The sequence below is a fragment of the Ekhidna sp. genome (genome assembly GCF_040220215.1).
In the GTDB taxonomy this organism is placed as follows: domain Bacteria; phylum Bacteroidota; class Bacteroidia; order Cytophagales; family Cyclobacteriaceae; genus Ekhidna.
In genome coordinates this window covers 309,207-333,086 of sequence record NZ_JAVJTR010000025.1, presented here as the reverse complement: position 1 = coordinate 333,086, position 23,880 = coordinate 309,207, and the positions used below count along the sequence as shown (strand labels likewise).

The following is a 23,880-nucleotide window of genomic DNA, read 5'->3' as shown; positions in this document are numbered from 1 at the left end:
CCATTTGCGTTCTATTAGTTCGCTTGCATTCTCTATAACTTGGTAGTAAAGAATATAGCTATGAAGAAATTTCTAATCATACTCGGGGTTGTATTTGTCATCCTCATCGCCGCGATCATTGTGTTGCCTATAATTTTCAAGGATGACATTCGGAAGGCTCTGGATGATGGAATGGCCGAAAACCTGAATGCTAAAGTCTATTATGACATTGATGGTTTTAGCCTTTCTTTGATCAAAAGCTTTCCGGATCTCACCGTTAGTATGCGTGATTTTGGAGTGGTGGGAGTTGCTCCATTTGAAAACGACACCCTTGCATCTGTGGCAAACTTCCAGGTCACAGTAGACATCATGTCTGCCTTAACTGGTGATCAAATCATTGTAAAAGAAATGCTACTTGATCAGCCTGAGATTCTTGTGCTGGTTTTGCCAGATGGAACAGCAAACTATGATATTGCCAAAGAAAGCACCACAGAAGAAACTGCTGCTGAAGAGGTTTCTGAAGAAGAATCCTCTGAATCGGGCGATGTAAGTGTTGGAATTGAAAAGTGGAGTATCCAAAATGGTAAAGTTGTTTACATGGATCAATCCATGGATTTCTATACCAAAATACTAGGTCTTAATCATGAAGGGTCGGGCGATTTTACGCTTGATGTTTTCGATTTGACTACCAAGACTACCGTTGAAGCTGTTTCTCTTGGCTTTGAAGGTGTGGAGTATGTATCCAATAAGCAACTGGATCTGGACGTAACACTCAACATGAACCTGGCAGAAATGAAATTCACTTTCAAAGAAAATCGATTCGCTATTAATCGATTTGCTATTGAAGCTGATGGATACGTAAGTATGCCCGGAGATGACATAAATATGGACATCACTTTTGGTGGGAAGGACATCAGTCTGACCAGTATTCTGTCTCTTATACCGGGTGTATATCAGGAATATCTTGATGGGGTTGATGCCGGAGGTGAAATTAATTTTGATGGGTTTGTAAGGGGCACTTTCAATGAAAAATCCATGCCCGCAGTTGCTGCCAACTTATCTATAGATAAAGGACGTGTGAGCTATGCTGAATTCAATATCCCAATAGAGAACATAGACTTAAAAACAAGTTTTAATTATCCTTCCGCTGATCTTAGCGAAACAAGCTTCAACATTGACAACTTCTTTATGTTGGTGGATGGAGAGTCTGTTGCTGCTTATTTAAAATTTAAAGACCTGGAAAATTACCAGTGGGATTTGGGATTTGAAGGAAACGCCGATCTAGAGAAAATAACTAAAGTAGTTCCGCTGGAAGGGATGACCCTAGCAGGTAAAATCAACGCTAAACTAAAAACCTCCGGTCAGATGGCTGATGTGGAAGCTGAGCAGTATGACAAACTACCAACCTCCGGAAGTCTAACCATCAACGACTTCCTTTTCAAAAGTGAGGACTTGCCTCAAGGCTTTAGCATCTCTAGAGCTAATCTTTCTTTTGATCCTGCTGAAATCAACTTATCCGAATTTTCTGCAAGATCAGGCAACTCAGATTTTAGTCTAAAAGGAAAATTAAGCAACTACCTTGCTTTTGCCCTTTCAGAAAATGAGATGCTGACCGGACGGCTAGATTTTAACTCAACGCTCATCGACATCAATGAACTGATGCCGGAAAGCACAGAGGAAGAAGTTGAGGATACTACGGCAGTTGCATTAGAAGTCATTAAAATTCCTGAAAATATCGACTTCACGCTAGCTTCTTCGATTGGAGAGATCGCCTATTCTAATATGCCGATTACTAATTTCAAAGGTCAGGTTTTAATCAAGGATGGCGCCATCATTTTGAATGAAAACAGCTTCAACCTGCTGGATGGTACATTTGAGCTGACCGGCTCCTATGTCACTAAAAATCTCGAAACACCAAAGTACGATCTTGGTTTTAAGGTCAAAGATCTTTCGATTGCAAAAGCATTTACCACTTTCGAAACCATTAAAAATTATGTCCCAATAGCTGAACAGGTCACCGGAAAGTTTTCAACTGATTTTAATGTGAATGGACTTTTAGGTGAAGACATGATGCCAATAATGGATAAGGTGTATCTGAAAGGAATTGTAAACGTTGCTCAGGCAACATTAGAAAAAGGTCAGTTTATGCAAAAGCTGTCAACAGTTGCGTCGCTCAAAAAAGGAGATAATTCTGAGACCTCAAACAAAATAACCATCAAGGATGTGGATATTGTTACAGAAATAAAAGATGGTAGGCTTTTCGTAGAACCGTTTGAGTTGAATGTGAGTGGACAGCAAGCCGTAGTAGGAGGAAATAACGGTCTGGACGGTAGTCTTGATTATTCCATGCTGATGAAAAACGTGCCGACCGGCATTGTTGGAAACGCTCTCAACAGCGCACTTAGCTCAATTACAGGAGGTAAAAAATTGATTGCAGATAAAATCAACCTGAACATTGGAATTGGTGGAACCTACGATGATGTCTCAGTAAAACTTTTAGGAACCAGCAATGCGGATGGATCTGCAAGTGGTGCGAGTGACTTTAAGAAAGACCTCACAGCCAAGGTAGATGAACAAAAGCAAAAGGCTGAAGCCGAACTTGCCAAGAGAAAAGAAGAATTAGAAGCTAAGAAAGAAGAACAGCGGCAAAAAATTATTTCAGAAGCCCAAGCTCAGGCGGCAGAAATAAGAAAACAAGGAAAAGCGAGTGCCGAAAAAGTAAGAAAAGAAGGATATGCAGCAGCGGATAAATTAATTTCAGATGCCGGATCCAATCCAATAAAAAAGAAAGTCGCTGAAGAAGCTGCTAAGAAATTGCGATCAGAAGCAGATCAAAAAGCCAATCAAATTGAGGCTGAGGCCAACCAAAAGGCGGATAAATTAGTATCAGAGGCAAAAGAGAAAGCAGATAATTTATAAGCAGAATTGGGTGGGTATCTCACCACCGCTGCAACACCTGCATTCTGTGTGCGTCAAGCTTCAGAAAGCTGAAGAGCAAAATAGTAAATGCCCAGAGTGAAGAACCTCCATAGCTGAAAAATGGGAGGGGGATACCAATAACAGGAAATAACCCAATCGTCATGGCAATATTGACTGTGAAATGGAAAAATATAATTCCAACTGCACCATAGCCAAACACACGAGAAAAGGTCGATTTTTGTCTTTCTGCTAAGTATACCAGCCTCAATAAAAGAGTAGTAAACAATCCTAAAAGTACGATACTGCCAAGCCAGCCGTGCTCTTCACCTATCGTACAAAATATGAAATCAGTCGTCTGTTCAGGCACAAAATCAAACTTAGTTTGTGTTCCTTCCAGAAACCCCTTTCCGGCAAAACCTCCCGATCCAATTGCGATCTTAGATTGGGTAACATTCCATCCCGCCCCAAGCGGATCGATGTTGGGGTTGATCAGTGAAAGAACTCTTTTTTGCTGGTGCGGTTTGAGCACCTCCGTCAAAATAAAATCCACACTCCGAACAGCAAAAGTCACAACAATCGCTGAAACTACAATATAAACCAGTCGCTTTGGGTTTCTTGCATTGAGGCCAAGGGCCAGCAGCGTAACGATTGCAATACCCGCCAACAACACCGTTTGACTTACCAATAATGTGAGTATGAAAACTAAAAATATAGAAATACCTACAATCAAAAGCAGGGGTGGCATTCCTTCACGAAACATTGGCACAGCCAGGGCTGCAAATACCAGTGCCGTTCCGGTATCCCCCTGCAAAATAGTCATCGCCATAGGCAATAAGATAATGACAAACGAAACGCTCAAAGTATTTAAATCAGTCAGTTTTCGGGTGGAATGATTCAGGTATTTTGCAAGGGCGAAGGCAGTGGCAAACTTTGCGAATTCAGACGGCTGCAATCCAAACCCTCCAAGCCCTACCCATGATTTCGATCCGGCAACCTCTTTTCCGCCGATCAGAATAAATAGAAGCATGGCCATGAAAATTCCATAAATCACGTATGCGAAAGAATCGAAGAACTTATAGTCGAAGAAAAAAATGGTAAACGCAATAACCACCGAAGTGCCAATCCACACAAGCTGCTTCCCTGCACTGGTACTGATATCAAAAATGCTTTGGTTGATTTCAGGATCATACTCTGCTGCATAGATATTCAACCAGCCTGCGATAACAAGCGCCCCGAATACTAAGACTGAGATCCAGTCAATTTTCTGCGAGAGTGGGTCTTGGCGCATTTTTAGGTAAATATCTTTCTTCTAAAACATAATCTTCAAGCCAGGGTCTTGAGATGGTACCCAGTACATACTTTTCTGCCAATAAACTGGCCACAGAAACGGCAGCTCTTCCTCCCTGGCCGGCATTTTCAACATAAGCGGCAATAGAAATCTTCGGGTCATCCAGCGGAGCAAACCCCATAAATCCTGAGTGATCCTCACCATGAGGGTTTTGGACGGTGCTCGTCTTACCGGCTAATTTAAGTGCTTCCAAATAACCTCTTATCCCTGAGCCAGCTCTTACCACTTGCTCCATACCTGCAATTATTGGTTCAAAATGCATCGGATCATACGGAAGGATTTCTTTCTTGATATTAGGATTAGGCCAACCTTCAATTTTATCCACGACATGCGGGGTTATAAAATAACCTCGGTTTGCCAGTATTGCTCCCAGGTTGGCCATTTGCAGCGGTGTAACCAATAACTCACCCTGGCCAATACTCAGCGAAGCGATGTTCGAATACTTCCATCGTTTTGAACCGTACACCCGATCATAGTATTCCAGACTAGGTACATTTCCTGAAATTTCATTTGGAAGGTCTACTCCCAGCTTTCTTCCCAAACCAAACTCCTTCACGTATTCCCTCCATTTTTCAAGACCTATCCTTGCATCTATAAACTGGCTCTCTTCTGCACCTTGCTCCACCATTCTTCTCATGATCAGATAGAAGTAATTGTTGGAGGATTTGGTGATCGCTTTTACCATATCATAGGGTCCCGGTGGTGCCAAATCACCAATGTTGCTATGGTCTACTCTTATTATTTCCTTTGATTTGACTACTCCTTCGTGCATTGCGATCACACCCTGAATGGTCTTAAACATAGACCCGGGTGGATACCGGGCCTGAAGCGGTCGGTTGAAAAGTGGTTTATCCTCATTGCTGTTCAGCTCGGGGAAGTTTTTGCTTAAGTTTTTTCCACTCAATAAATGTGGATCGTATGATGGGGCAGAAACCAGGGCCAGTATGCGACCAGTCTTTGGTTCTATAGCAACAACACTTCCTACCTTACCTTCCATGAGTTTTTCAGCGTATTGCTGCAATTCAAGGTCGATGGTCAGGTGAATATTCTCGCCCGGCCTGGGCAAAGTGTCATACTCACCATCCTGATAGTCATCTTTTACTATCCCCTGAACGTTCACCACTTTAAAGGTGACACCACGCATTCCCCGGAGGTATGTTTCGTAGGATTTTTCAATACCACCTATGCCGATATAATCACCCGATTTATAGTAGTCTGTCGTGTCCCTGTTTAGAAAGTTACTGCTTACTTCCCCCACATAGCCAACCACATTTGCAAGTGATTGGGTGTTGTAGGAACGGATAGTTCTGGGAAGCACATAAAAGCCCGGGTAGTTTATGAGCTGATCTTGTAGCTTCGCAAAAAGTTCATCTGAAATCTGTTCGATGAGTTTCGAAGCGAGTATGGAAGAGAATTTTTTTGCTTTGTATAGCTTTTCTTCCAATTCCTCTCTTTCAATCTCCAAAAGCTCACAAAAAGCTGTGGTGTCAGCAATTTCAGCTTCTTTAGGTACAATCATCAGATCATAGACAGGAGAATTATAAATGACCAGGCTGTCATTGCTGTCATATACCAATCCGCGAAAAGGATACTGAATGATCTTTTGTACTACATTATTTTCTGCAGCTACCTTATAGTCTTCCTCTAAAATTTGTATATAAAAAAGCCTGACCGCAAAAATGATTGCAGTAAAAAGAACGAGTCCCCTAATGAGTAAACTCCTCTCTCTCATACTCTCCTCCTCGCAGGTGAAATAACAAAATTGATCACAAAGATGATTGTGCTACTAAAGATAGCACTGAAAAAAACTTTACTCAATACCATCCCAAACAAATGAAATCCTCCATTCTCAATTACAAAAATTAAAAAATGATGCACGAAGACTAATGGAAATACGAAATATATAAAACCTGTTTTTTTCAGCGTTCCAATATTTAGGTTGGTCAATTCCTGAGCATCGTCATTAACTATATTCAACCAAAAATTTCTGACGAATAGTGTGAATACTGCTGCGGATGCGTGAATCCCCGGCGTATCAGTAAATACATCAACCAGCAACCCTGCAAAAAAACCAATGACCATTAAATAGGATCGGCTAAGTCCTCTGGGAAGCAAGAGCAAGAAGCCTATGTAAAAAAAACCGAATGCCTTATCAAACAGGGTTATGCGATGTAGCAAAGGCAATTGAACCAGCAGAAGCAGGATCAAATTAAGTACTTGTTCTTTTACACTAATTCTGGTCATTGTATTTCCAAAGAATCTTTTTCCTGTTTCAATAAATCCTTGATCACAAATACATGATACAAACTGGTAAAGTCGGTGGCCAATTTCAGCTTCGCCTCATAAAAGGTCATGTGCTCTTCCAGATGAAGCTCATCTACAATTCCTACTAAAATGTCTTCAGGAAATACAGAATTGTAACCCGAAGTAACAATGGAGTCACCTTCCTTGAGTTTGATGTGGCGTGGAATGTATTTTAAGCTAGCCCGGTCATAAATTTCCTGATCCCACTGAACAGTACATTTCGTTTCGGTGCGTTTCACCTTAGAGGAAACCAACAGTTTAGGGTGGAGCAATGAATAGATTGTGGCAAAATTGTTCGTTACAGATTTTACCTGGCCTACAACACCGAAGGAAGATATCACTCCCATCCCCACATCAACGCTATCCTTTCTTCCTGCCGAAATAGTAATGAAATTGGCACTTCTATCGAACGTGTTATTGACAACTTTGGCCCCTATAACCTGGTATTGATCTACTGTATCCAGAAAAGAAGCTTTCTCTGATCGGAGCATGCGCAACTCTTGCTGAAGCCGCTCATTTTCGCGCATTAGCTGTGTGTTTACCTCATCAAGGTAGAAATATTCGTTTATCTCATTGGAGGTTTGAGCGATTGAGGCTGCTGCCTCATTACTGGAGTTAAGAAAGGAAGCGTTGTATCTATTATTATAATTGATGAGAAGCCATGCACTCAGGATTTCCAGGCCAATAAAAACGGCTATCTCTCGCTGCTGATAAAGGAAATCTAAAAGCCTTTGCATCCACCATTAGGTCATTAATACTGCCTTATACTGATTGAGGTTTTTGAGCGCCGCTCCAGTCCCTCTCACAACTGCCCTCAATGGATCTTCAGCAATGTGAATAGGAAGCTTCGTTTTCATGGCAAGACGTTTGTCCAAACCTCGTAACATCGCTCCTCCTCCTGTTAAATAAATGCCATTGTCGTAAATATCGGCCGAAAGTTCTGGAGGGGAAATTTCCAGTGCCTTCAACACTGCCTCTTCAATTTTTGAAACGGACTTATCTATTGCAAACGCAATCTCTGAATATGAAATCTTGATCACTTTTGGAATGCCAGTCATCAAGTCCCTTCCTCTTATTTCGTAATCCTCCGGAGCATCATCATCCAGTTCAGTTAGAGCAGACCCCACTTCTATTTTTACTTTCTCAGCCGTACGCTCCCCAATCAGTAAATTGTGCTGTCGGCGCATATAATCTAAAATATCTTTATTGAAAGAGTCACCAGCTACCCGAATGGACTGATCACATACGATCCCACTCAACGCAATAACTGCGATTTCAGTGGTACCTCCTCCGATATCTACAACCATACTACCAACCGGCTGATCAATGTCAATCCCAATTCCAATAGCTGCAGCAATTGGCTCATGTATCATATACACTTCTTTTGCCCCGGCATGTTCTGCCGAATCGCGTACCGCTCGTTTTTCTACTTCAGTGATTCCAGAAGGTATACAGATGATCATTCGATGTGATGCCGGCAAAAAGCTCTTCTTGCCTTTGTCCATCATTTTTATCATGCCCCGAATCATGTGCTCAGCCGCATGGAAGTCAGCAATCACACCATCTTTAAGCGGTCGAATAGTCTTGATATTCTCATGCGTTTTTTCATGCATCTGCATGGCAGCCCTGCCAATCGCCAACACCTTGTTTGTGTTTTTGTCAATTGCAATAATGGAAGGTTCATCTACAACCACTTTATCCTTACTGATAATCAGTGTGTTGGCTGTTCCTAAATCAATAGCTATGTCGCTCTGGAAAAAATCAAAAAGACCCATGAATGCTCACTCAGAATTTGAGCACGAATTTAGGTTCGATTTTGCATAAAAACTAAAGCATCACCAATTAGTGATAAAAGTTTCATTTTTAAGAAGTTGTGCTCGCTTTTTTTGCCTTGATTATTCGCATTTTCCCACGTAGCTCATTGATGGTTTCCTTGGATAGCTCCATATAAATCCGGAAACTGTCGTTGGCCACCAGCTTTTCCGCTATCAGCATTTCAAAGGCTTTATTCTGTGCCGCCTGTACCCGCTTCACATTTTTTATGGCTTCAGGAATTCCGCTTATTTTGGGAATCGTGTTTTTAATGTTCATCAAGTCTTCATAAAACTCATCGATCTTATCCTTTTTCTTCTGCGCTTGCCATTTTGTTAACGATACAATACCACTGAAGATAGCAATCACAATGGACAGGGCCACACCGCCCAATTCGGCATACCTCTCAAGGAAGCTTGGCTCATCACGATCCAGGAATGTCCTGGCCCCCTCATGAAGTGGGATATTTAGAATACCCTGATTAAAATCTTCTCTTAAACCATTAAAAAGTAAAGGATCAATGGAGGTAAATACCTGCCTGTTCCTAAGCATGGTTTTCGTAAAATCATTTACAGAAACTTCCAACATTTCAGCTCTAACGATCATGATTAAGTCAACTGATAGTGTCACAATAGGGGTTTTGGTAAACGACCAATACGCTTTTTCAGGAATTACAAAAGGAGACAGTCGTGGATTTTTCAGTGAAATACCCTCCACAGAAGAGGCATTTCCAAGATTATCAACATCATCAAAAGAGAACAAATTGAACCCCTGGAATTCTTGCAGCTTCTCCTTTGTAAAAAGATTAGTGAGTACTGATATAGTGCCCGCTTCAGCCATATTAAACGTTACATCGATTTTGGAAAGATCGAGTCCGTAAAAATCAAACAGGTCCATCATCATGTTATAGGTAGGAGATTCTTCACGACCTATGTAAACAGGTGCCGAATAAGCCAGTGTTTCGAATGAACTCCCATCAACTCCTTCCTGATAAAAAATATGTAGGACCTCTGAATAAACTGAAAAAGCAGAATTGATTCCAGGTTTATAGTTGACATAGTTTTCAACTAGGCCAATATCCACATTTCCTGAGCTGATGCTGTCAAGTATTGCATTGGTGCTGGCTCCCTTTATTAATTGAATGTCTACATTGTAAAACTCCCTTTCCAGGAGTTCCTCCATTTTCCTAGCAATTTCTTCGTTTGGTCCCTCATCATTGTATATGAAAGTAAAAGGAGTCAGCGTCGGATTACATGCAGACATAATGATGGCGGTGACAGCAATTAGTATCTTCTTCATGAAAGCATTTTACGATGTTTTTAAAGTTACTACCAAATAATTTGTGTCATCCTTTTGACACTTGGTGCCAGACCTAAAAGCTAAGCAGTCATAAATTTGCATTATTTTAGGAGTAGTTTTGCTGCCTGTAGCGATTGGTGATTCTTTTTTGAATGAAAAGAAGTCACTTATTATTCCGTTTTGAATCTACAAAATAGAGATTTGCAAGAAGGCTGCAGAAAATAGAAAGACACATGAAAAACATTTCCTTTTCGGATAGGATTAAATATCGTTTCGACAGTTTTGTTTCTCAGGGAACAATCTCCATGATCAAAGGTCTTGGAATAATCACTGTTGTGATCATTGTTTTGTTTGGCACCTTTTTGTTAGCGCTGGGTCTTCACCCAGACCATGACAATGACTTCACCCTTTATGAATCTTTCTGGGTAAACCTTACCCACGCGTTGGATCCCGGTGTACTTGGTAATCATGATGAAAACTGGCCTTTCCGTCTATTTATGATGCTTACCACCATCATAGGTCTGGTTATTATTTCCACACTGATTGGTTTGGTATCCAATGGTATCCTTACAAAACTGGAGGCTTTAAGAAAGGGTCGTTCTTTTGTGATAGAAAGTGACCATGTGCTCATACTTGGCTGGTCATCCAAAATCTTTACCATCATTCCGGAGATTGTAGAGGCCAATGAAAATCAAAAAAGGGGCGTAATTGTCATCCTTGCCGATATGGACAAAGTGTTGATGGAGGATGAAATTAAAGACAAAGTAGGGAACACAGGAAATACCCATGTAATCTGTAGAACCGGTAATCCAATTGATGTCCATGATTTAAAAATTGCTAATCCTTTTGAAACCAAGTCCATTATTATTTTGGACAAGGAAAATGAAAACTCCGATAGCCAGATTATCAAAACCATCGTTGCGATAGTAACTGATCCCAAAAGAGACAAGCTTAGAGGGTTGGCAGAGAAGCGTCCATATCATATTACTGCAGAGATGGAGGATAAACGAAACTTCGATGTAGCTAAAATGGTGGGCAAAGATGAAGTGGAGCTTATTCTATCCGATGAGATTATATCCAAGATCATGGTACAAACCAGCAGGCAGTCCGGATTGAGTGTTGTTTACCAGGATTTAATGGACTTTGATGGAGATGAAATTTATTTTGAAAGTGCCCCCTCTCTTGTGGGCAAAACTTTCAGGGACATATTGTTCGCTTATGAAGATTCCGCGATCATGGGAATTCAGTTTGCCGATGGACATGTGGATATCAATCCGCCGATGGATACGATATTTAATAAGGGAGACAAAGTGATTGGGATCACTGAAGATGATGATACGCTGGTTCCAAATGCCTCTCCTGTAGATCCGCATGAAAGTAAGATTGTATATACTGAACCAGAACCTCAGGACGAAGAGAAATTACTAATTGTCGGGTGGAATAATCGGGCTAGATATATCATTAGAGAATTAGATAATTACGTTCCAAAGGGGTCTGAAGTTCGAATTGTTTCTAAATTCCCTGATGCAGAAAAAACGATAAATAAGCTTAAGAATTCCGTTCAAAATATTACCATTGACTTTGAAGTTTTGGACACCACAGGTAGAGAGACGCTTGAGTCTATGAACCTTGAGAATTATGATTATATCATATTGCTCTGTTACCAAAATTACTTCCCAATTCAGGAGGCGGATGCCCAAACGCTTATCACTCTACTTCACCTCAGGAATTTCACGGAAATCAAAGGAAGCAAGTATAAGATTGTGAGTGAGATGCTGGACATTCGAAACAGGCAATTGGCCGATATTACCAGTGCCGACGACTTCATTGTAAGTGACAAACTGATCAGTTTATTGATGAGCCAGGTGTCTGAGAACAAAGATTTGATGCGAGTATTTGAAGATTTATTTGATGCAGATGGATCGGAAATCTATATCAAGCCTGCCAGGGAATATGTTCAAACGGGTATCTCTATGAACTTCTATACGGTATTGGAATCTGCGGCTAGAAAGAATGAAGTGGCTATCGGCTACCGAAATATTTCGAAAGCAAGGCTGGCGGATGAGCAATATGGTGTTGTGCTCAATCCTAAAAAGTCAGAAGAATTCGTCCTTGAAGAAAACGATATGGTAATCGTTTTATCTGAAGACTAAGAGTTCTTTAGAGCTTCCCTGATCTCATTCATAGCCCTTCTTCTGTATAACCGGGTATTGTGCTTTGTTGGCTCAATGTTTCGAATGTAATGTAGAACGTCACTTTTTTGATGTCCATTTAAGTCCTGTACAGAAGAAATGATTTCGCTTTCCAGCTTTAAATAATTCATAGTACATGTGGTTTATATCTAAACTAATTTACGATTCTTATGTTAGTCAGGTTTTAGGCTAATATTGTATTTCGATTAAATGCACTTAACTAAATATTAAACATTCGTAATATTCCGTGTTTTTACGGAATAGGAATAGATAAAAAACACCTAAATTCAATTCATTAAAACAACTAACCAATGTCTGATCACTCTAAAGAAATCTCGCAGTTCGTAGATAAGATTGCGAAAAAGAATCCAAATGAACCTGAATTTTTACAAGCAGTTCATGAGGTTGCTGAAACCATTATCCCATTCATAGCTGACAAACCGAAATACAAGGATTCCAATATCCTCGAAACTATTTGTGAGCCTGAAAGGGTTTTCATGTTCAGGGTTCCCTGGTTGGATGATAAAGGCAATGTTCAGGTGAATCGCGGCTATCGTATTCAAATGAATTCTGCCATAGGACCATATAAAGGGGGGTTAAGATTTCACCCTTCCGTGAATTTAAGTATTCTTAAGTTTTTAGCCTTCGAGCAAACTTTCAAAAACAGCTTAACAACCCTGCCAATGGGTGGTGGAAAAGGAGGATCAGACTTTGATCCAAAAGGAAAGAGTGACAATGAGGTGATGAAGTTTTGTCAAAGCTTTATGACTGAACTCAGCAAATATATTGGTCAATTTACTGATGTTCCGGCAGGTGACATAGGTGTTGGCGGAAGAGAGATAGGATACCTGTTTGGACAATACAAAAGAGTTCAGGGTGAATTTACAGGTGTCCTTACAGGAAAAGGCCTACAATATGGGGGATCGCTTATTCGTCCGGAAGCTACCGGATACGGATGCGTATATTTCTCAAAAGAAATATTGCACCATAAAGGAGATGGGCTTGATGGTAAAACCGCGATCGTTTCCGGATCAGGAAATGTGGCTCAGTTCACAGTAGAAAAGCTACTTCAAAACGGAGTTAAAGTGCTGTCAATGTCCGATTCAGGAGGAACGATCTATGACAAGGAGGGGATCACTCAAGAAAAGCTCGAGTTTATCAAAGAACTCAAAAATGTGAAGCGTGGTAGAATCAAGGAATACGCAGATAAATACAAAACTGAATTCCTGGAAGATAAAACTCCTTGGAGTATCAAATGTGATATTGCCTATCCGTGTGCTACACAAAACGAGTTGTTGATAGATGATGCGAAAACGCTTCAGAAAAATGGTTGTATTGGAGTATTTGAGGGGGCAAACATGCCATGTACTGCTGAGGCTGTTGAGATGTTTAAAGAACACCAGATGATGTTTAGCCCTGGCAAAGCATCCAATGCCGGTGGAGTAGCAACATCAGGGCTGGAGATGTCTCAAAACTCACTTAGACTCTCATGGTCAAGAGATGAGGTAGACGAAAAACTCCAAGGTATTATGAAGGAAATACACCGAAACTGTGTGCAGCATGGAAAAGTATCCAAAGACTATGTGGATTATGTGAAGGGTGCCAACATTGCCGGATTTGTGAAAGTAGCTGACGCTATGCTTGCACAGGGTGCAGTTTAACACCGCTGCAGTCCTCCTCAAGGGGACATTTTCTTAAATATAAAAAAACTTTGTGCACGCTCATTATGATGCACTACTGTTCTAAGGGGTTCAATTTCATCGAACCCTTTTTTTATTTCTTTATAAATCTCTCTGGTTAAGGCAAATCGAACTTTGGTATCCGGAAATTCATATTGCCCGTTTTCTAAATGGCTTGCAATGTTATTATCAATGACAGAATCCATGCTTGCATAAAGCATTCCGCCTGGTAGTAATAAACTTTTCACCTTACCCCACATTTCGAAAAAATGCTGTTCTGATTTGGCTAAATGCAATACCCTGCTGCAAATGATGAAATCAAATTGCTTTGATGAGTCTGCATCTATAATGTCTATCTCTTTAAAGTGAGCTTTTACTTCTGAGAGTGAATCGGATAAATAAGCAATCAAATTCAGTTTGGAAGCATCCATATCCCACCCATGGTATTCATATCCATTTTGGATAAAGTATATACCGTTTCTTCCTTCTCCACACCCAATATCAAGCACACTTGAATTCTCCGGAACCTTCCCTTTCAGGATTAGGTCCATAAGGAACAGGTCCATGTCGCCGAAGTGATTGTTGAAATCCTGTGTATTCACAAAAGCAATTTAATGCCTGTAAATATCTATTTCCTTTTGAAACCCTCCAGACATCTCGCTGAATGGAAGAATAACTACCAGTAGCTCATCTTCAAACTCCGCATAAATGTTCTCTAGCTCCACATCAGCAGAGATTTTGATGTCCCCCAAAATATTGGGGAGGGAATAGCCATTAACATGGATTTGTTGATATACCATTAGATCACTTCCATTCACTTCAACCTTCAAATCTTCGGGTTCCACAGAAGGTACGCTCACCTCTAACCGATAGTGATCTTTTTCTGTAGTCGTTTTAAATGTAGGGAATACTGCACCCCCATTTATTGAGTTTACAATGTTTGCCGTTTCCGCCAGCCTTTTTATTGCTTCTCTGTCTACTCTCATATCATCTCCATTCAATTCTTCCTCTGTAATCAAATTCTGTTCCAAAGGGCGATTAACATTTAAACGTGCCACTGTGGCCGATTCTTTTATGACCATCAGCCATTTTGGCTTATTTACTTAATGCTACAATTCATCCGTCAAAAGAAACATTCTGTCATTTAATCTGTCATTGAGATAATCTGAACATATAATTTCAAACTCATAAAGCAAAAACTCATGGAATGAGACCCGAATATTCAGGACGAATTCCATGTGGCAAACTAAAAACAACTATTCACATGAAAAGGACATTATTCATTTTACTAATTGCCGGCTCATTCATTGTGCAAGCTCAGGATAGCAAGCCAAAAACACTCATCGGAAATGATCCGGAGGATATCTCCGGATTTGGAGCCGTACTTTTTTCATTCATGCCAATAGATGGCAGCCTTTCAACACTTACAGGAGGAGGAGGTGCCGTACTCTTTGACAACACTTTCTTCATTGGAGGTTATGGTCTTGGCCTTACCGGAAATCATGAATTTGATCAGGATGGAGAAGACTATACTACCAGTTTTGGGCATGGAGGGTTTTGGTTGGGCTACAACATTAAGCCGGACAACCTATTGCACATGGGAGTAGAAACAAAACTTGGATGGGGAAGCATAACGACCAAATCTTTATCAACGAATGAGCAAGTCGATTCCGATGAAGTATTTGTTTTTAACCCTGAGGTTTTCGGAGAAGCGAATATTGCCTACTGGTTTAAAGTAAATGCTTCGATCGGGTATCAAAAAACAATTGGCGTAGACAATACTTTCTTTGATTCAACAGACTTTGATGGACCAACTTTTGGGATTTCGTTGCTTTTCGGGTGGTTTAATTAACCTAAAAATGGGCTAAATTTCCTTTTGAAATGATTCATCTACTTCTTGAAATGATTTTTCGTTTTTAACAACCTAAACTAAATAACACCATGGCAGCACCTAATCGTAAACGAGTCATAATTGGACTCATCCTGGTTATACTAGGATCACTTTTTTTGTTAGATAATCTCGGATTTGATATCGATATACCCTATTACCTGTTTTCCTGGCCGGCAGTGTTTGTAGTACTCGGTGTTATCAATCTTCTTTCCGGAAACCGACGTTCTTCACTGATATTTTTCGGATTAGCGACTATATTTTACTTGCACTATTATGATGTCATCAATCTTAGGGACGTCTGGCCTGTAATCCTGATTATTATTGGTCTGTCATTTATTCTTCGTAAGAAATCAGCTCCAAGAAGTGTTTCCGAAAGCTCAGAAAACTACTTTGATGAAGTAGCCATATTTGGTGGAACTGAACGAAAGTTTGTTTCTGATAATCTCCAGGGAGGTAAAATTACCTGCATGTTTGGTGGATCAGAAATAGACCTCAGAGGATCAAAAGCTCAGGATGGGGCAGTGATTGAAATCTTCTGCATGTTTGGTGGCACAGAACTAATGGTCCCAGAAGACTGGAAAATCCACATGGATGCAACTGCTATTTTTGGTGGCTTTAGTGATGCCCGGAAAAATATCACTGAGAATCCAACAGCCACTGTTCATATCAAAGGTTTCACCATGTTTGGTGGAGGTGAAATAAAAAATTAACTATTAGAAGACCTGAGCAAAAAACTCAGGTCTTCCAGCATTCTCCCTAATCTTTGGTCTCAATCAACTCATACCCCTGCTTGATCCCAAGCTCAGTAGCCGGAACACCATCTCTCATCCATTTGGGCATTGGTTCTCCTTTCAAATAATAATCAAAAAACTGAGCGAGTCGAATATTGAAGTCAATTCGGTTCTGAACCTTCACGGGCCAATGAGGTTCGCCACGGTAGTTCAGTAACCAAGCTGGTTTACCCAGCCTCCTCAAAGCTCCAAAGTATTCGATTCCCTGATACCATGGCACTGCACCATCCTCGTCATTATGCATGATTAGAACCGGTGTTTGCACTTTGTCTACAAAGAAAATCGGAGAGTTTTCAATGTATCGAAGAGGGTATTCCCAAAGCGTTCCGCCAATTCTACTTTGTGTACGCTCATACTGAAACATCCGGCTCAGCCCTGACCCCCAGCGAATACCTCCATAGGCACTTATCATATTCACTACCGGAGCTCCGGACTCTGCGCATTTAAAAATGTTGGTTTCATTAATCAAATGAGCAATTTGATAACCTCCCCAGCTGTGTCCTTGCACACCAATGTTATTTTCGTCTACAAACCCTTGTTCTATCAATGACGTCACTCCAGGAATTACGCAGTTGTAAGCATCTTCTCCCGGATAACCAGTTTTGTAATTCACGTTTGGATTGAAAATTAAGTATCCTCTGGACGCATAGAAACTGTAAGTAATGGTAGATCTACCCGGGTATGGTTCTCTATGACGATTAAGTCCATCGGAACTTTTTTCATAGAAATTGACAATCATCGGGTATTTTTTAGCCGGATCAAAACCCGCAGGTTTCACCAACATTCCCTCCATTTTTTGCCCATCTAGTGAAGTCCAATACACCAGCTCAATGGTACCCCATTTGTAATCTTTTTGCTGTGGGTTGATGTCGCTGATTTTCTTAACTGATCCGAATGAAAAATCCGTTGCAAGAATATCAGGGAAAGTTTGAAAGTTTTCCTGTGTGAAAATCAGGTTTTTATTATCTCGTGCCTTGATAAAAGAAGTATACTGATAATCACCGGAGATAAGTTTTTCGGGCTTATTTTTTCCATAAGTGTATGAAAAAAGTGCCTCACTTTTGTCCGCTTCATAAAATCCGGAAAGCAAAAGCTTTTGATTCTTCTTGATGAAACGTTCCTCCTTATCTAGTTGAATATATCTATAGGTGAGCTGCTCTGCTCTTCCATTTGGGGTGATTCTTTTGGGTGTGTTGCTTCCGGAAGGGTCTACTTCCCAAATGTCATACCGATCGTAAATCAACACCCGCGCATCATTTTCAGTCCAGCTCATTACACCGTATGGCCATGGATCAGAAGGGGTATCGTGGATTTCACTATAGAATGGGACTTTGAGGTTATTGGTTATGCTGATAGTAACCTCTTCACTAAATGAATACGCAAACCAGGCCGAGTCGGTGTTGTTATACCAGTAGGCATATTTCCCGTTTGGCGAAAGAGAGACAAACCCTCGAACTCCATCGCCTATTTTCGTCTTGCTTCCCGTGCTGAGATCCACACGATACACGTCATTTAAGGTGTACCCTTCCCAGGTAATCAGTTTTCGATAATTGTAATCGCTCAAAGCAATAGCCGTCTGTCCATCTCCTTCATTACTTACCACTACTCTTGAATATTCCTCGCCACCCAATTGGACAAACGCATCCTTTTCAACATCATAATAGCTCAGATAGCCAAACTTCTGGTCATCTTTTAATTCATTCTCCTGATGCGTGAAAAGTCGTTGATCCTGATAGTTCCAAACCTCGACATTTACAATTTCTTCATCGAGCAACGATGTGTCCTGTAAAACAGGAAATTCCTTTACCTCAAAGAACAATCTTTTGCCCGACTCAGAGAAGTTGGGCTTATAATCATTGTTGACGATTAGGTTTTCTAAAGTTTCATTCTTGGCTATGGTCTTGCTGCTGTCCCAGTCTGTTTTATAATAATGGAGATGGTAATCTCTTTTTAATGCTTTAGTCGTATCCGTATCTGATATGAAAGAAAGTTGGTTTCCCATTTTATCCCAGGTGAGCTGACTGTATTCTCCTTTTAATCGGTAGATCGGTTTGAAGGTTTTATCGTCAAAATCGAATTGATAAACACCGGCTACAATCGTGCTGTCATTACCTGTAGTAGTTAATGCCAGTGCAGCACCTTCTTCTGCTATTTCAAAATCCAGGACATAAGAAAATGTGTAATCCGAATTATCATTTAGGTTCTTTACAACCAGGTCATAGCCATTCTTTTTGCTTCGCTTTTTCTCTTTCTTCTTCGTAGTGTCCGGCTCAGGTTCAAACAGGTACACCACATAATTATCCCATTCTTCAGGTACTTTGAATGACTTTAATCCACCAATTTTTTCAATACTTCCTGAGGCTATGTTATAAATCGCCAATGTATCTCCAGGCAGATCCTTTTCCTTTGTTTTCTTTCTCTTCAAGTCCCTCAGCTCATCAAAATCCGGAGAAACCTTGAAAATCAGAAACTGTGAGTTGTTAGTAAAAGATGGACTATAAGACCGGTCATGCTCGAGCACCAGCCCTCCATCAAATTGATGAAGCATTAGGGATTCATTACCATATCCATTGGGCTTAAGTGTGTAAGCGATATGAGACCCGTCATTGCTAACCAGCTGTTTTTCTACACTACGCCATTCATTGTAGGCACTGTGATCCAGTTCTTTTTTGGTTTGTGAAAATCCTAGAAATGGAAGAATGGTAAGGAGTAAAATAAGCTTTTTCATGTGTATATAAATTGATTTTTAGTGGTCACCACGGAATAACCGGGATCGAGCTTTCCTGTAGATTGAACGTGTTTTTCTAAATACTCATCCTTGGTTGTTGTACTCAGCTTAAGGTTATTTCATAGTATTAATCTCTTCATGGGGTTTAATACTAGTGAAAATGAATGATCAAGACCACAAGAATAGTTATGAGCGGTGGAATGATGATTTTACATCATCAACTTCAACAAAAAGTAAACTCCTAAGCCTAGAAGTAGAAACCCTGGTACTTTGTGAACCAGGAAAGGATTGTCGGCAATTTTAATAAATCGCTTCCCAGAGGCATTGACAGTAAGCAACAAACAAAATGTCCCTGTAGAAAGTCCCATCAAGTAAATCCAAAAACCATATTCGTCTACGTTGATCCAGTCGTCATTTTCCAAATAGGTCGTAATCGCTAACCAAAAGGGAATAGTCATCGGATTTAGTAGTCCTAAAATGATCCCACGTGCAAATCCATGTCTCCCGGTAAGTTTCGTATCTACTTTCACGGAAGATGAGGTGGAGGTAGAAAAGATGTTCCAAAGTCCAAGACCTATTAGAGCTACGGCCGTAATGATCTGGAAATAACTCGAAACCGTTTGATTGTTATTCAGAAAAATATGGAACTGGACCGTGATTCCTGCATACAGAAATTCGACTGCTGAGGCTGCTAAAGCAAAGAAAACTGCAGCTCTTCGTTTGTTGAGCATTGCCAGCTGCATCACAGAAACATTGATCGTTCCGGGAGGAATAGAACCTATATAACTAACTATGAAAGCAACTATGAGTGTTTGTAAAATCATGGATTCGCAAGCAGGCGATTGTATCTCTGATGAGCTTCCCATTTTTTGAAGCCCCGCTTAAAACTCCAGTAGGAATACCCTTTTTTTCGATTCTGTGCGCTAATATCCGACAAAACAGATAAATGCCAAAGGATGTCTTTGTAAGCTTTCCATAAAGGGTATCCCGGCTGATAAATATGTCCCGGCTCTGAGCCTGCTCCGTTCAACTCCAGTATTTTGAAATTTTTCAATTCCTTCAGATCATCATAAGATTTACACTTCAGATCGAATCTGCCAAAGTGTAAATCCGGAATCTGACCGGCTAGCTGATTAAACGCCTGATTCAGCTCAGTATTAATTTCATGATTGTCATTCAGGAATTTCGTTCCTCTACAATGATTTCCGATCGGTTCAATCAATACAGGCTCGCCCTTGCCCGGAATCTTAGATTCAATAGATTGCAGGTGTTCGCTTTCCAAATCAGCGGTCATAAGTGCTCGCGTACTTTTTTTCAGAAGTTCCCCCACAGTGCTCTGCCCATCTCCCTCTACCGATAAAAAGTCCTTTCGTACGATTGATGTAACACGCCCTTCTTTACCGGGATATTTGATAAAAAAAACTCCCAATTCTACAGGATAATCAACCACCTCCTGAAGCAGGAAATTGACAGGGCAACTAGCCACATATTTCTTAAGCTGCTGCTGATCTTCAAGCTTACTTACCCAAACCCCTCTTTCTCCAATATCAGGTTTGGCAATTAACGGAAACCCGATTTGCTCGGCTAAAAATGACGCCCTTTCTATATCTCCCTTTTCAACCAGACGTGTTTTAGGAAGGTATTCCTCTGGAATTAATTTGAAGATATCAGACTTCTTTTCCCCAAACATTCCGCCAAACTCAATGCTGGGATTTGAGGCAGTGAAAAAGAAAAAAGAGCGGTGCTTGAGCACCAGCCACCCGTAATAGAAAAAGACAGGAAAATACAAAAATGCAAAGGGCCAGTACTCCCAGTTCTTAATTCGGATTAGGAGCTTTTTCAAGAGGACTTAATTGGTTTTTGAACCCTCTCTATATCGAACAGTTGAGCTTGCGACACCAAAATTATCCGGCAATTGTATGTAAGTCAGCGATTGATTTACCGCCACTTTAAGTAGCGCCATGTGGTGGATGGCATGCTCAATATTGTATGCAAGCTCCCGATAAAAACTACTTTTCATCCGGCTATCTTTTCCCTCTTCTTCTGTGTAGTTGGCCTCAAAGGTCAACTCAAAATCATCATGGTTTTTATCCAAAAATTCGATGATCGAAGTAATGACACTTCGTGCCAACTTTTTATCTGTTTCTATGAGTGTATCATGATTACGCTGATCGTAGTTGATCACTCCTTCATTTCTTGCATCAAAAAGACAAATGAAAAACTCTAGCGTGTGACGAATGTGCTGACCAAAAGTCGCATGACTAAGCTCTTCCAATGGTCGGGCAAAATCGTCACTTTGACATGCGTCGACAATTTCATCCAGTTGTGAAAGTAGGTCCTTAGCTGATTTATGAATCATATTATGAATTTATCGAAAAATAAACTTACGGATTTTCAGTGGTTCTGATTTTATAATCACAGAAAAAGTAAGCTTACTGACCTTTGTTTTCCAATCGGTTGATGGCGCTCCAGATCAGATCCTGCTCAAATCCTTTGTTTGCCAGGTAGGATACTGCCTTTTGTTTTCTTTTTAAAGGATCCTCCTTTTCAAGCCTGTCCCACTTCACTTTGGCAAGCTCAAAAAGACGTTGCTCATACTTTTCGGAGTTGATGCGATCCAAAGCATTTTGCACTGCTTCGCTGGAAAGTTTGTGAACGTACACATGCGCTTTGATCTTCAGCTTGCCCCAGGAATTAAATTCAAATTTGTCATTGCAAAAGGCGTTGGCAAACCGCTGCTCATCTACAAACCCCTCCTTTGATAGTTCAGTAACTAATCTGGAAGCCTCCTCACCGGAGAGTCCCCAGTTTTGTAATTTTTCGAAAAGCTCGTTTGGCGATCGTTCACGAATGGCACAGAACCTTCCGGCTCGCTGCTTCGCTTCTTTGATGCCCAGGTTTCGAGCCATGGTTATTTTTCAGCGATGTAGCCTTTGCGTTTGAGTACCGTTTCGAGAAAACGAATCTCGTTATCGTTATTGAAAATTCGGAAAGGCAAGTGGATCAATTGCGCCTTGCTTGCAAAAAGTATAAATGCGTCTTTTCCCTTTTTAGCTCGCTTAATTTGATCCCACTTCATTGGCATGCCTTGCTTCGCATTCATCTTAATCAAAATCTGGTGCGAAGAAATTTCGTAAGACAGCTTTTGAAACATGAATTTGCCTTGCTCCAGTTGGGTGATGCCTGCAAACTGAATTAACCAAAAAAGCATATAGAGTGCTAATGCAATGGATGCACCTGTGATCCACCAGTGGCTGGGTGCCAGAAAATATCCCGAGCAAATAGCAGCAAAAATCAAAAACACCCACCATTGCTGTTTGAGTGCTGATTTAAAAGCAATTCCTATATATTTTTTAGTCGGTAGCTGATATTTTTTTGTTCGTACTATCATTTCTCAATCGCGCTTTTTCTTATTAACTGTGTAGATACAATATTTGAAACTCGATCCAAATGACACCTAACATTTCCTCTTAGGAGGAGCTGGAGGTGGGACTAAAATAAAGGTCATTTTGATCGATAAGGAAACAATTTCATCTACCCACCCCGATTCCTCCAAAGAGGGGATTTTAGGTGTTTTCCTTATGTTTTTAATTCGACTTTCAGTGTTTCATTAATAATTACACCGCGAATATAGAATTTAAATAGCTTTGAGACTCATATCCAGGCTCTTGTATGAATGTGTTAGAGCTCCTACTGAAATAAAATCCACCCCTGTTTCCGCGATTTCTGCAATCGTTTTTTCAGTAATACCACCGGAAGCCTCCGTTTCAAACCTTCCGCCAATCATCCTGATCGCCTGTTTGATATCAGATGGAAGCATGTTGTCAAGCATTACTCGGTGAACCCTTCCAACTTCAAGGACATCCTCCAGTTCCCTCAAACTTCTCACCTCAATTTCAATGTTGAGGTTCAGGTTGTTTTTTGCCAGGTATGCCACCGTTTGATTGATGGCATTTTTCACTCCTCCTGCAAAATCAATGTGATTATCTTTCAGCATAACCATATCGTAAAGGCCAAAACGGTGATTAACCCCTCCTCCGATTACTACTGCCCATTTTTCAGCCAGTCTAAAAAGTGGTGTTGTTTTCCTGGTATCTAAAAGTCTTGCTTTCGAACCTTTGATCAATTGGTTCATATGGAAGGTATATGTGGCAATAGCGCTCATTCGCTGAAGACAATTCAGAACCAGTCGTTCTGAGGACAGAATCGATCGTGAGCTGCCTTCTACAGAAAAAGCTATTTCACCATGCTCTATCGGGTCTCCATCCTTTTTATGAAAATCCAAAACAAGACTTTCATCCACGTAATGAAAGATCTTTTCAGCCAATTCCAATCCAGCGATGATTCCATCTCCTTTGAGGATCAGATGTGCTTTACTTTTCGCATCCTCCGGTATAGACCCAAGGGAAGAGTGATCTCCATCGCCGATATCTTCAGCAAAAGCTGCTTTGATAAAAGCATTGATATTTTTTGTCGTCAGATATGGTAGATTCATACTGTGGCGAATTTTAATTAGAACAGGCGAGAACGGCGAAATAAGCTACTCTTGACTGAAATTCAAAGTATCAATCAGGTATTTGTCGCCTATCTTCTTAATAAACATAACGACCCTGTATGCACCATCATTATGTGTATATCTTCCAATCGTGTATTTCAATCCTTCCGGAGAAGAGCCCTGGTGAATATACGTGAAGCTTTTAGGTGCGTTTTTCGAGAAAAAATCGCGAAGAATAACCTCAGCTTGTGTTTTGCTGTAATTGGAGCTTTCTCCGTTTATCTTGATTTCTATTGTTTGATTGCAAAATTTTATCAACTCCTTTGAACTACCGGCTTTCATGGCAGTGCCAATGTCCTTTACAGTCTCATCCTGAGCAGGGCTCAGCATCAGGGAGAATATCAAAATCAAAAACTTCATCTGGCTTTAATTCAAAATGTTTG

General features: G+C 40.6%; 22 protein-coding genes. 5 read left to right on the top strand and 17 right to left on the bottom strand.

Annotated features, from left to right (window positions below):
• Nucleotides 1-60 precede the first annotated feature (60 nt).
• The gene (locus RIC88_RS17940) at nucleotides 61-2,898 is read left to right on the top strand and encodes an AsmA-like C-terminal region-containing protein (RefSeq protein WP_350218946.1); all 2,838 of its coding nucleotides are present in this window, start codon (nucleotides 61-63) and stop codon (nucleotides 2,896-2,898) included.
• Between the two features lie 19 nt (nucleotides 2,899-2,917).
• Here the strand turns inward: RIC88_RS17940 and rodA are convergent, their stop codons facing one another.
• From rodA to RIC88_RS17910, 6 genes are all read right to left on the bottom strand, one after another.
• Nucleotides 2,918-4,186, bottom strand: a complete 1,269-nt coding sequence (gene rodA, locus RIC88_RS17935) for a rod shape-determining protein RodA (RefSeq protein ID WP_350218945.1) — start codon at nucleotides 4,184-4,186, stop codon at nucleotides 2,918-2,920.
• Nucleotides 4,155-5,978 (bottom strand): penicillin-binding transpeptidase domain-containing protein, encoded by a 1,824-nt coding sequence (locus RIC88_RS17930; RefSeq protein ID WP_350218944.1) that lies wholly within the window; start codon nucleotides 5,976-5,978, stop codon nucleotides 4,155-4,157. Before RIC88_RS17930 ends, rodA begins: the two co-directional genes overlap by 32 nt.
• Entirely contained in the window at nucleotides 5,975-6,490 is a 516-nt protein-coding gene (locus tag RIC88_RS17925; protein ID WP_350218943.1) for a hypothetical protein, read from the bottom strand. Before RIC88_RS17925 ends, RIC88_RS17930 begins: the two co-directional genes overlap by 4 nt.
• Nucleotides 6,487-7,287, bottom strand: a complete 801-nt coding sequence (gene mreC, locus RIC88_RS17920) for a rod shape-determining protein MreC (protein WP_350218942.1) — start codon at nucleotides 7,285-7,287, stop codon at nucleotides 6,487-6,489. Before mreC ends, RIC88_RS17925 begins: the two co-directional genes overlap by 4 nt.
• Before the next feature lie 6 nt (nucleotides 7,288-7,293).
• Nucleotides 7,294-8,325: a rod shape-determining protein gene (locus RIC88_RS17915; RefSeq protein WP_350218941.1), complete on the bottom strand. Its 1,032-nt coding sequence runs from the start codon at nucleotides 8,323-8,325 to the stop codon at nucleotides 7,294-7,296.
• 88 nt (nucleotides 8,326-8,413) lie between these two features.
• On the bottom strand, nucleotides 8,414-9,661 hold the full coding sequence (locus tag RIC88_RS17910) for a TAXI family TRAP transporter solute-binding subunit (protein ID WP_350218940.1): 1,248 nt from the start codon (nucleotides 9,659-9,661) through the stop codon (nucleotides 8,414-8,416).
• Nucleotides 9,662-9,894: 233 nt separating this feature from the next.
• Between RIC88_RS17910 and RIC88_RS17905 the strand changes: the two genes are divergently transcribed.
• Nucleotides 9,895-11,814 (top strand): CASTOR/POLLUX-related putative ion channel, encoded by a 1,920-nt coding sequence (locus tag RIC88_RS17905; RefSeq protein ID WP_350218939.1) that lies wholly within the window; start codon nucleotides 9,895-9,897, stop codon nucleotides 11,812-11,814.
• Here RIC88_RS17905 and RIC88_RS17900 read toward each other — a convergent pair.
• Nucleotides 11,811-11,984 (bottom strand): hypothetical protein, encoded by a 174-nt coding sequence (locus RIC88_RS17900; RefSeq protein ID WP_350218938.1) that lies wholly within the window; start codon nucleotides 11,982-11,984, stop codon nucleotides 11,811-11,813. The two genes, RIC88_RS17905 and RIC88_RS17900, sit on opposite strands and share 4 nt — an antisense overlap.
• Nucleotides 11,985-12,164: 180 nt before the next feature.
• Between RIC88_RS17900 and gdhA the strand changes: the two genes are divergently transcribed.
• Nucleotides 12,165-13,514 carry an NADP-specific glutamate dehydrogenase gene (gene gdhA, locus RIC88_RS17895; protein ID WP_350218937.1) on the top strand — a complete coding sequence of 450 codons (1,350 nt, stop codon included), beginning with the start codon at nucleotides 12,165-12,167 and terminating at the stop codon, nucleotides 13,512-13,514.
• Between the two features lie 17 nt (nucleotides 13,515-13,531).
• Here gdhA and RIC88_RS17890 read toward each other — a convergent pair whose 3' ends face one another.
• Nucleotides 13,532-14,134, bottom strand: a complete 603-nt coding sequence (locus RIC88_RS17890) for a class I SAM-dependent methyltransferase (RefSeq protein ID WP_350218936.1) — start codon at nucleotides 14,132-14,134, stop codon at nucleotides 13,532-13,534.
• Between the two features lie 9 nt (nucleotides 14,135-14,143).
• Nucleotides 14,144-14,614 (bottom strand): Hsp20/alpha crystallin family protein, encoded by a 471-nt coding sequence (locus tag RIC88_RS17885; RefSeq protein ID WP_350218935.1) that lies wholly within the window; start codon nucleotides 14,612-14,614, stop codon nucleotides 14,144-14,146.
• Between the two features lie 182 nt (nucleotides 14,615-14,796).
• Here RIC88_RS17885 and RIC88_RS17880 point away from each other — a divergent pair, with 182 nt between their 5' ends.
• The gene (locus RIC88_RS17880; RefSeq protein ID WP_350218934.1) at nucleotides 14,797-15,384 is read left to right on the top strand and encodes a hypothetical protein; all 588 of its coding nucleotides are present in this window, start codon (nucleotides 14,797-14,799) and stop codon (nucleotides 15,382-15,384) included.
• Nucleotides 15,385-15,473: 89 nt separating this feature from the next.
• Nucleotides 15,474-16,133 carry a LiaF transmembrane domain-containing protein gene (locus RIC88_RS17875; RefSeq protein ID WP_350218933.1) on the top strand — a complete coding sequence of 220 codons (660 nt, stop codon included), beginning with the start codon at nucleotides 15,474-15,476 and terminating at the stop codon, nucleotides 16,131-16,133.
• Nucleotides 16,134-16,179: 46 nt separating this feature from the next.
• Here RIC88_RS17875 and RIC88_RS17870 read toward each other — a convergent pair whose 3' ends face one another.
• The 8 genes from RIC88_RS17870 to RIC88_RS17835 all read right to left on the bottom strand — a co-directional run bounded on the left by RIC88_RS17870 (nucleotide 16,180) and on the right by RIC88_RS17835 (nucleotide 23,857).
• Nucleotides 16,180-18,942 (bottom strand): alpha/beta hydrolase family protein, encoded by a 2,763-nt coding sequence (locus RIC88_RS17870; RefSeq protein WP_350218932.1) that lies wholly within the window; start codon nucleotides 18,940-18,942, stop codon nucleotides 16,180-16,182.
• A 209-nt stretch (nucleotides 18,943-19,151) separates the two neighbouring features.
• On the bottom strand, nucleotides 19,152-19,808 hold the full coding sequence (locus tag RIC88_RS17865) for a LysE family translocator (RefSeq protein ID WP_350218931.1): 657 nt from the start codon (nucleotides 19,806-19,808) through the stop codon (nucleotides 19,152-19,154).
• Nucleotides 19,763-20,785, bottom strand: a complete 1,023-nt coding sequence (locus RIC88_RS17860) for an ATP-grasp domain-containing protein (protein WP_350218930.1) — start codon at nucleotides 20,783-20,785, stop codon at nucleotides 19,763-19,765. Before RIC88_RS17860 ends, RIC88_RS17865 begins: the two co-directional genes overlap by 46 nt.
• 6 nt (nucleotides 20,786-20,791) lie before the next feature.
• Nucleotides 20,792-21,301, bottom strand: coding sequence for a DinB family protein (locus RIC88_RS17855; protein WP_350218929.1), 510 nt, complete (start codon nucleotides 21,299-21,301; stop codon nucleotides 20,792-20,794).
• Between the two features lie 73 nt (nucleotides 21,302-21,374).
• A complete protein-coding gene (locus tag RIC88_RS17850) occupies nucleotides 21,375-21,851 on the bottom strand; it encodes a regulatory protein RecX (RefSeq protein WP_350218928.1) in 477 nt (158 codons plus the stop codon).
• 2 nt (nucleotides 21,852-21,853) lie between these two features.
• Nucleotides 21,854-22,333, bottom strand: coding sequence for a YcxB family protein (locus tag RIC88_RS17845; RefSeq protein WP_350218927.1), 480 nt, complete (start codon nucleotides 22,331-22,333; stop codon nucleotides 21,854-21,856).
• Between the two features lie 246 nt (nucleotides 22,334-22,579).
• Nucleotides 22,580-23,437, bottom strand: coding sequence for a carboxylating nicotinate-nucleotide diphosphorylase (nadC, locus tag RIC88_RS17840; RefSeq protein ID WP_350218926.1), 858 nt, complete (start codon nucleotides 23,435-23,437; stop codon nucleotides 22,580-22,582).
• A gap of 45 nt (nucleotides 23,438-23,482) precedes the next feature.
• Complete coding sequence (locus RIC88_RS17835; RefSeq protein WP_350218925.1) at nucleotides 23,483-23,857, bottom strand: DUF4783 domain-containing protein; 375 nt, start codon at nucleotides 23,855-23,857, stop codon at nucleotides 23,483-23,485.
• Nucleotides 23,858-23,880: the final 23 nt, after the last annotated feature.

Coding starts and splice junctions, on each gene's coding strand:
- RIC88_RS17880 (WP_350218934.1), top strand. CDS start 14,797: ATGAAAAGGACATTATTCATTTTACTAATTGCCGGCTCATTCATTGTG.
- RIC88_RS17915 (WP_350218941.1), bottom strand. CDS start 8,325: ATGGGTCTTTTTGATTTTTTCCAGAGCGACATAGCTATTGATTTAGGA.
- RIC88_RS17885 (WP_350218935.1), bottom strand. CDS start 14,614: ATGGTCATAAAAGAATCGGCCACAGTGGCACGTTTAAATGTTAATCGC.
- rodA (WP_350218945.1), bottom strand. CDS start 4,186: ATGCGCCAAGACCCACTCTCGCAGAAAATTGACTGGATCTCAGTCTTA.
- RIC88_RS17905 (WP_350218939.1), top strand. CDS start 9,895: ATGAAAAACATTTCCTTTTCGGATAGGATTAAATATCGTTTCGACAGT.
- RIC88_RS17845 (WP_350218927.1), bottom strand. CDS start 22,333: ATGATAGTACGAACAAAAAAATATCAGCTACCGACTAAAAAATATATA.
- RIC88_RS17855 (WP_350218929.1), bottom strand. CDS start 21,301: ATGATTCATAAATCAGCTAAGGACCTACTTTCACAACTGGATGAAATT.
- nadC (WP_350218926.1), bottom strand. CDS start 23,437: ATGAATCTACCATATCTGACGACAAAAAATATCAATGCTTTTATCAAA.
- RIC88_RS17925 (WP_350218943.1), bottom strand. CDS start 6,490: ATGACCAGAATTAGTGTAAAAGAACAAGTACTTAATTTGATCCTGCTT.
- RIC88_RS17835 (WP_350218925.1), bottom strand. CDS start 23,857: ATGAAGTTTTTGATTTTGATATTCTCCCTGATGCTGAGCCCTGCTCAG.
- RIC88_RS17900 (WP_350218938.1), bottom strand. CDS start 11,984: ATGAATTATTTAAAGCTGGAAAGCGAAATCATTTCTTCTGTACAGGAC.
- RIC88_RS17875 (WP_350218933.1), top strand. CDS start 15,474: ATGGCAGCACCTAATCGTAAACGAGTCATAATTGGACTCATCCTGGTT.
- RIC88_RS17850 (WP_350218928.1), bottom strand. CDS start 21,851: ATGGCTCGAAACCTGGGCATCAAAGAAGCGAAGCAGCGAGCCGGAAGG.
- RIC88_RS17870 (WP_350218932.1), bottom strand. CDS start 18,942: ATGAAAAAGCTTATTTTACTCCTTACCATTCTTCCATTTCTAGGATTT.
- gdhA (WP_350218937.1), top strand. CDS start 12,165: ATGTCTGATCACTCTAAAGAAATCTCGCAGTTCGTAGATAAGATTGCG.
- mreC (WP_350218942.1), bottom strand. CDS start 7,287: ATGCAAAGGCTTTTAGATTTCCTTTATCAGCAGCGAGAGATAGCCGTT.
- RIC88_RS17940 (WP_350218946.1), top strand. CDS start 61: ATGAAGAAATTTCTAATCATACTCGGGGTTGTATTTGTCATCCTCATC.
- RIC88_RS17910 (WP_350218940.1), bottom strand. CDS start 9,661: ATGAAGAAGATACTAATTGCTGTCACCGCCATCATTATGTCTGCATGT.
- RIC88_RS17865 (WP_350218931.1), bottom strand. CDS start 19,808: ATGGGAAGCTCATCAGAGATACAATCGCCTGCTTGCGAATCCATGATT.
- RIC88_RS17930 (WP_350218944.1), bottom strand. CDS start 5,978: ATGAGAGAGAGGAGTTTACTCATTAGGGGACTCGTTCTTTTTACTGCA.